We start from the raw sequence: 7,543 nt of genomic DNA on the forward strand, positions 1-7,543 counted from the left end.
CCCCTTTTTGAAAAACGAGCCTTTATGTATCTCATTATTGAACGTATTAGGTATGTCAATAGTTGAGGATGCCCGTCGAGGCATCATCACCGAAGAGATGAAGACAGTAGCGGCACAGGAAGGCGTTACTGAAGATTATATCCGTCGTGGCATCGCAGCGGGCCATATCGTGATTCCAATCTCACCGTACCGGAAGGTGAAAGCCTGTGGTATCGGAGAGGGGCTGCGCACCAAAGTAAACTGCTCAATCGGGACTTCCTCAGATATAGTTGATGTAGACATGGAGGTCGAGAAAGCAAAGGCAGGAGAGCGGGCAGGAGCCGATACCCTGATGGAACTCTCGACCGGCGGTGACTTCTTCGACATCCGCAGACGGGTAGTTGAAGCAACCAGCCTGTCCGTAGGATCAGTACCCCTGTATCAGGCTTTCATTGAGGCTGCACGAAAAGACGGAGCAGTCATCCATATGCGTGAAGATGATCTCTTCAGGATCACCGCTGAACAGGCGAAACTCGGTACGAACTTCATGGCAATCCATACCGGGATCAACCGGATAACTCTTGAACGTCTCCAGCGACAGGGCCGCCACGGAGGACTCTGCTCCCGGGGAGGGGCATTCCTTACGGCATGGATGCTCCATAACGACAAAGAGAACCCACTCTTTGCAGAGTTCGATTACCTTTGTGAGATCCTGAAAGAGCATGAGGTCACCCTCTCCACCGGAAACGGGATGCGTGCCGGAGCAGTGCATGATGCTACCGACCGTGCCCAGATCCAGGAACTGATCATCAACGCCGAACTCGGAGACAAAGCCCACGAACAGGGCATCCAGGTGATCGTTGAAGGTCCGGGCCATGTTCCGCTTGACGAGATCGAGACGAACGTCAAACTGATGAAGCGTATGTCAGGGAACAAGCCATTCTATATGCTCGGACCTATCGTTACTGATATCGCACCAGGATATGACGACCGGGTCGCAGCCATCGGCGCTGCGATGTCATCCTCATATGGCGCAGACTTCATCTGTTACGTCACCCCTGCAGAACATCTCGCACTGCCAAATATGGAGGATGTGTATGAAGGAGTGATGAGCAGCAGGATTGCTGCCCATGTCGGCGATATGATCAAACTCAAGAAACGGGATCAGGATCTCGCTATGGGTCATGCACGCCGCGACCTCGATTGGGAAGCACAGTACAGCCTTGCCATTAATCCGGAACGGGCCAGGAAGGTCAGGTCAGAACGCATGCCAGCAGATCGCGAAGCCTGCACCATGTGCGGCGACTACTGTGCTCTGAAAATTGCAAACAAAGTGATTAAGAAACTCAATTAATCACTGATTATTCTGGCACCAGGAGTAGAGTAGTAACCTGATGCCATCCCGAATCCTTTTCTTGCTTTCCTACTCCTTATTTCCTGCTGCGACAATACCATCCCTATGCTCCAAAAACGGATATCATGCCCGACATCAGGTGAAGGAGATATTCTGGACATCACCAGTATTATCAGAGATCTGGTCACCGGATCTGAAGTTAAGACAGGGATATGCTCCTTGTTTGTCTCCGGATCAACAGCAGCACTAACCACCATCGAATATGAATCAGGAGTATTGAAAGACCTGATCCGTGCCCTTTCGATACTGGCTCCTTCAGATATTGCATATGCGCATGATTCCAGGTGGGGCGATGGGAATGGGAGATCTCATGTAAAGGCATCGCTGGTTGGTCCATCACTGACCATCCCGGTAATGGACGGGGACCTGGTACTGGGAACCTGGCAGCAGATTGTACTGATAGAACTGGATACCCGGGCAAGAAGGGATCGGAACGTACTGGTCACCATAATAGGAGAATCAAATAATTCAGACCTGTAACCGTGGCATGGACGACAAAAAGATAAAGAAGATTATTCAGGAGGCCAAAGGCACCCCGCATATCGATTAATCAAGGGGGACGGTCTCAAGGTTCGAAACCAGTTCCCACACACGGGTTCGGGCGTGCATCGGCATATTGGAATCATTGCTGATCTCGTCAATCTTGGATATCGCTTCGGCCGCCCGCAGGCCAACCAGTTTATCTTTATTTTGTAAAAGGGTTCGTGTCTCGTCAGCGACCCGCCTGATATTGCGCGGAATCGTTCCGTCATCAATAATGGCGGAAAGCATCTGGATACAATTATCTACAGTCTGTTCAGGATTAGGCATGCTATCACCCGTGAGAAAGCTTCTCTTATTATTACCTACGGACCATCATAAAACTATAGTGAAATATCCATGAGGAAACCTGATGAGATCATGGCAGAGTATCTCCTGAAAGGAGGGAAGATGCTTGCAAAACCATGCCCGGATTGTGGATCCCCACTCTTCGAATACAAAGGCGAAACCTCCTGTGTTGTCTGTAAAGAAACAAACCCCACCGTAGAGGCAGAGAAAGTCATGGAGGCACCAGTTGCACCACTAGTAGGAGTATCTGCAACTACCAGTACAAGAACAACCAATCCTCTTCCCGCAGGTGAGCTGGATGAACGGTTTGTATGTACCCTGAAATCACTGCTCACCAGGATCGAAGAAGAGAACGATACAAGAAGACTGACAAAGTTAACCCGTGCACTTCGGGACGTGTCAGAAGCCTATGCTATGATTAGTCCGGGATATCAGGGATACGGTAACCGCGAGAGTTCATAAATCCGCTCTGCTTTTTTTGCCCCGATACCAGGAACCTTGAGCAGTTCATCCCGGTCTGCCTGGATGACTGCCTGAACCGATCCAAATGCATCAAGCAGGGAACGGGCATGTTTTAATCCGATATCCTGAAAGGCAGTGATTATCGCTTCCTGTGCCTCATGATTGCCCTGATAAGTTCTCGTTTGTGGCCCACGCTCAAGGGTTCCTTCTTCAGACTCACGACGCGCAAGAACCATCAGTAGTTCAGCAGTCTCCTGAGGGCCGGAAGTGGTGAACAGAGTCACCCCGAAGTTGATCCCGATAGCAGCAAGTGCCCCCCGGATTGCATTCGGATGAATATCACGCTGACTGTACAGATCACTCCCCTCTATGATCAAAACCGGTTTGATGCAGTTTGCAGCCATCTGTCTGATCTGACCAAGCAGATCGCGCTCGATCAGAGTATCCACAAAATCGCGGGTTGTCTTGCGTTCAACCAGGATCCGATCACCAATCCGGTAGTCACCCATCGTCAGTCGTTCGAGCCTGATCCGTGCACCTGCAGCAGAGAGACACTCTGATACTTTTGAGACCAGTTCACGATCATCAACCACCACTTCAGGACCGAAGTACTCCTCCTGTTCAGCACGGTCCCGGGCCGCCTCAGTAGGACTTATCGAAAGGGCAGACTGGATCTCCCCTTTCATCCTCTTCCCCAGCCCTGACATCTGTTTGGCCATGGCCCGCTCTTTTCTGACCGAGGTAAACCGGGATATCTCATCACTCGTGCCGCGAGTTACCATCACGATGATCCTGCCGGTCCCGTGCCTGCCGGTTCGACCCTTTCGCTGGATACTCCGGATCTCGGATGGAACCGGCTCATAAAAGATCACGACATCGGTTGAGGGGATATCAAGACCCTCTTCACCGACCGATGTTGCAACCAGCACCCTGAACTCACCTTCCCTGAAACGTTTGAGTGCTGCGATCTGCTTCTTCTGTGAGAGGCCTTTCTCTCTGTCTTTGGTGGCCTGGCCCACAAACCGTTCAGCAGTGATCCCCTTGGCAGCAAGCATCTCCACAATCATCCTGACGGTATCCCGATAGGTTGCAAAGACGATCACCCGGCTTTCAGGCTGCTCATCAAGCACCTGCTCAACCAGCGACGGAAGAGTCAGGAGTTTGGGATGGCACTCCTCCTGCCACCCTTCTGCCCGGCTTAGCAACTCAGTAAACCTGGGATCCTCTGCGATGCGCTTACTTGCCTTTGACCCGCCTGCAGCCTGCCCTTCGGCAGCCAGTTTCTGCAGGTATCCCTTCAGTACCAGGCAGCCTTGTGACTCGGCAAGCCCGACCGCATGACGAAGCTTCATGCATTCGGCATGGATGCTTGCCGCTGCAAATCCGGTTGCGTCGCGTTCGGAAATACGCTGCTGAATGAGGGCATTGAGCTCCTGCAACGCCTTCATGGAGAGACTCTTCCGGTCAGGTGCAGGAAATCCCATCTCTTTGAGTTGAGAGAGTCGATCCTCGATCAAACCATAGAGGCTGGTAAGACAGGTCTTGAGTTCGTCAGGAAGGTTGACATGGATGATCTCAACCTCCTTCTCATGAACGTAGGGTTTGACATCAGGATCCAGTTCAGACCTGGTCTCCACATGGGTGATATGCAGGTTCTCCACAATACCGGCAACCTTCTCCTGGTTTCCTCCCGGGGATGCCGTCATGGCAAGAACGAGCGGCTGCGTTGCTGTCTCCATATACCGCTGGATAAGAAAGACATAAGCATAGTTGCCAACCGCACGGTGAGCTTCATCCACCACTAACAGCGAGACATCACGGAGTGAGTACCGCCCGGCAATCAGATCGTTCTTTACAACCTGGGGAGTGGCAAGGATCACGGTTGCAGCATCCCATTCTGCAGTCCGGACTGCAGGTGCCGCCTCACCGGTAAAGATCACACATGTCCCTTCCCCTGCATCGGGGATGGTAAGAAGTGATTGAAAATAACGAAGATGCTGCTCAACCAGGGGTTTTGTCGGGGCAAGCATCAGCACTTTGCCCCCGGTGCTATAGAGTCGCGATGCTGCAACGATAAGCGCTACCGCAGTCTTCCCCAGACCCGTAGGAATAACCACCAGCGTATTACTGTCAAGAGCACGCATTGCAATCGAGAACTGGTATGTCCGCTTCTCGAGGCTGTTCTGGGCAATAAAAGGGTGGTTAATATATTCCATCAGATTCAGGGTTATCCGCAGAGATCTGCAAAATTATGCTGACCCTTGATAAGGCCGGAGATGAGCAGGGGCAGGTCCCCGATCTTCACCCGCACCTGCTTCATACTATCACGGTCACGAAGGGTGACGGTCTGATCCTCTTTGGTATCATAATCGATGGTGATGGCAAGCGGTGTGCCGACCTCATCCTGTCTGCGGTACCGTCTCCCGATAGCACCAGAGTCATCATACTCTGCCAGGATCTCATGGGCATGCAGTGTGTGGGTGATCTCCCTGGCAATCGTATCAAGACCATCACGGGTCATCAGGGGCAGTACTGCTACCTGAACCGGTGCAATACGGGATGGGAACCGCATGACCTTTCTGATCTCTCCCTCAACCTCCTCTTCATCAAACGAGTGCTCAAGGACTGCATAGATCATACGATCGATCCCGTAACTTGGTTCAATCACATGCGGCCTGACATCAGTACCGCGGACATCAACATCCTGCTCGGTGATCTCAAAGAGATGGGATGGCACGAAATATTCTTCCCCATCCACCGTAACGGTGGCACCGTCAGGACCAGGAGCCACCGTTGCAAGTGCATCAGCGATGGCTTTCGCCTTACCGCGGTACTGAGGACCAAGTACCCCCATATTGGCAGAGATCACCCTGCGACGCTCACGTTTCGGTTCAGCGAACTGGACATAGACCGTGAACGAGTCACCGCTCCCTTCTGCATGAGCTTTGAGATCATAATCGGTCCGGTCAGCAATCCCAACGGTCTCCACCCATCCAAACCGCTCGGATCGGATCTCCGCATCCCAGCAGTCTTCAGCATAATGGGCCCTTTCATCAGGAAGATGTTGCCTGAAACGGAGCTTTTCTGGTTTGACCCCGATGGAGGTGAGGAGATCATGGGTGAGGGCCAGGTAATACGCGACATATTCATTTGCTATTACCTTCTGTGCAACTGCATCCTTCATGGTATAGACCTTCGCTTCTCCCCCGGCCTGCTGCTGATCAGATGAAAAGAGGGGAAACGAATAATCCGCGTACCGGGAGAAGTTCGGGTGATTCTTCTCTTCAGGATGGACAAAGATCTCGGCTTCAGCCTGGGTAAACTCACGAAGCCGGATCATCCCCTGACGTGGAGAGATCTCATTCCGGTATGACTTACCGATCTGGACGGTCCCAAACGGAAGGCGATCCCGGTAGAACCTCAGGAGACGACCAAAGTCAACAAATATCCCCTGGGCAGTCTCAGGCCTGAGATATCCTTTTCGCTGGGAACCGGGTCCGATTGAAGTCTGGAACATGAGGTTAAATGCAAAAACCTCGATGTTCTCAAGTTTTTCCCCACAGGCAGGGCAGGGAAGGCCGGTGATTGCTTTCTGAAGTGCTGCAGCATTCATCACCGAGGCATCAGGGACATGATGTGCTTCTGCCACATGGTCAGCCCGCAGATACTCTTCACATGCAGGACACTGGCACATCTTGTCTGCAAACCCGCCGACATGACCTGACGCAACATAAATTGCTTCCTGGCCGATGGTGGGACACTCAATCTCGTAGTATCCTTCTGACACGACGTAGAACTGACGCCAGAGGTTCTCAATCCTCCGCTTAAGCAGGGTGCCGAGCGGACCATAGTCAATAAAGCCTGCTACCGAACCATAACACTCAGAAGATGGCCAGACAAAACCCCGCCGTCTGGCGAGATCAATAACCTGGTCGTATATATCGTTCTCAGGAACCTGCGACTTCTTATCTGACTTTGAAACCACCGCGAATGACACCTCAATATTCGAAATATCTTAACATATTGGTAAATTCAGAGCATATAGATTCCGGAGATGACGGGCAGCTGATCCAGGAATATGCCGGGCCATCTGAAAACCTATAGATATTCCCTGATGATGGATGCATGCCATCCCGCTGACAGGTGAAAATCCAGCGTCATATCAGGTCAGTTATAATGATTATCGGTCTATTTTCAGGAAAAATCCAACAAACTTAAATAATTTAAACGGCATCTATATCGGTATCCCTACCAGTGTGATTTCTCATGCCTGAAGAGATTCAGAAAAAAGAACAACTTTTACAGTTGTTCACCAATATGACCGGCAACACCCAGATTGTGGAGCCGATGAAGAAGATTCATGGCACACTCCGTGATAGTGATGCTGTCGAGCGGGAGATCGCACTTATCATGCGTGAACTTCTCGACCAGGGGATCTTCAAGACGAAACTGCGTCCCATTCAGTTAGCCAAGCTGATCTGTGCATATCATTCGGGTAAGAATGATACCGAGATAGCACGTGAACTGGGAGATGAAAAACTCTCCAAGACCGTTGCCAGGGCACGGGTCAGGATGAAACTTTTCCGGGAACTCGACTTTAAGATGCCATTTGATAGGTTCAAGATGGAAGAACTCATGACCTCCGGGAAGACCATGAAGGAGATCAGTGAGCTACTTGGCATCAGCCCTTCCACCCTGCGTGAATACCGTCATGTGCTTGAGGCGATGATAGACCATGACATGGACCGGTACATCGAGCGGATCAAGGATGTCATGGAAGATCGGGATCTGACCGAGCAGATGACCACCAGCGCAACCAAGGATGCATTTGGTGAATCTATTGATATCACCGAGGCAGAA

Annotated in this window: 7 protein-coding genes; 4 read left to right on the top strand and 3 right to left on the bottom strand. The window is 51.4% G+C overall.

What is annotated here, in order from left to right:
* The first annotated feature begins 52 nt into the window (after nucleotides 1–52).
* Nucleotides 53–1,333 carry a phosphomethylpyrimidine synthase ThiC gene (gene thiC, locus LUQ50_RS10050; RefSeq protein ID WP_300039701.1) on the top strand — a complete coding sequence of 427 codons (1,281 nt, stop codon included), beginning with the start codon at nucleotides 53–55 and terminating at the stop codon, nucleotides 1,331–1,333.
* Between the two features lie 105 nt (nucleotides 1,334–1,438).
* A complete protein-coding gene (locus tag LUQ50_RS10055; RefSeq protein ID WP_300039702.1) occupies nucleotides 1,439–1,873 on the top strand; it encodes a secondary thiamine-phosphate synthase enzyme YjbQ in 435 nt (144 codons plus the stop codon).
* Nucleotides 1,874–1,939: 66 nt separating this feature from the next.
* Here LUQ50_RS10055 and LUQ50_RS10060 read toward each other — a convergent pair whose 3' ends face one another.
* On the bottom strand, nucleotides 1,940–2,203 hold the full coding sequence (locus tag LUQ50_RS10060) for a UPF0147 family protein (protein WP_300039703.1): 264 nt from the start codon (nucleotides 2,201–2,203) through the stop codon (nucleotides 1,940–1,942).
* A gap of 69 nt (nucleotides 2,204–2,272) precedes the next feature.
* On the opposite strand from LUQ50_RS10060, the gene LUQ50_RS10065 reads away from it, so the two are divergent.
* Entirely contained in the window at nucleotides 2,273–2,683 is a 411-nt protein-coding gene (locus LUQ50_RS10065) for an Sjogren's syndrome/scleroderma autoantigen 1 family protein (protein ID WP_300039704.1), read from the top strand.
* On the opposite strand, the gene LUQ50_RS10070 is transcribed toward LUQ50_RS10065, so the two are convergent.
* Nucleotides 2,653–4,899, bottom strand: coding sequence for a DEAD/DEAH box helicase (locus LUQ50_RS10070; RefSeq protein WP_300039705.1), 2,247 nt, complete (start codon nucleotides 4,897–4,899; stop codon nucleotides 2,653–2,655). The genes LUQ50_RS10065 and LUQ50_RS10070 overlap by 31 nt on opposite strands.
* Before the next feature lie 11 nt (nucleotides 4,900–4,910).
* On the bottom strand, nucleotides 4,911–6,668 hold the full coding sequence (gene glyS / locus LUQ50_RS10075) for a glycine--tRNA ligase (protein ID WP_300039706.1): 1,758 nt from the start codon (nucleotides 6,666–6,668) through the stop codon (nucleotides 4,911–4,913).
* A 281-nt stretch (nucleotides 6,669–6,949) separates the two neighbouring features.
* Between glyS and LUQ50_RS10080 the strand changes: the two genes are divergently transcribed.
* Nucleotides 6,950–7,543 (top strand): response regulator receiver protein (locus LUQ50_RS10080; RefSeq protein WP_300039707.1); only part of this gene is annotated, 594 nt, incomplete at its 3' end.

The organism is Methanospirillum sp., from assembly GCF_028679455.1.
GTDB lineage: Archaea > Halobacteriota > Methanomicrobia > Methanomicrobiales > Methanospirillaceae > Methanospirillum.

What these genes read in the sequence shown, in the direction of transcription:
- thiC (WP_300039701.1), top strand. Translation starts at nt 53, where the DNA reads ATGTCAATAGTTGAGGATGCCCGTCGAGGCATCATCACCGAAGAGATG.
- LUQ50_RS10055 (WP_300039702.1), top strand. Translation starts at nt 1,439, where the DNA reads ATGCTCCAAAAACGGATATCATGCCCGACATCAGGTGAAGGAGATATT.
- LUQ50_RS10060 (WP_300039703.1), bottom strand. Translation starts at nt 2,203, where the DNA reads ATGCCTAATCCTGAACAGACTGTAGATAATTGTATCCAGATGCTTTCC.
- LUQ50_RS10065 (WP_300039704.1), top strand. Translation starts at nt 2,273, where the DNA reads ATGAGGAAACCTGATGAGATCATGGCAGAGTATCTCCTGAAAGGAGGG.
- LUQ50_RS10070 (WP_300039705.1), bottom strand. Translation starts at nt 4,899, where the DNA reads ATGGAATATATTAACCACCCTTTTATTGCCCAGAACAGCCTCGAGAAG.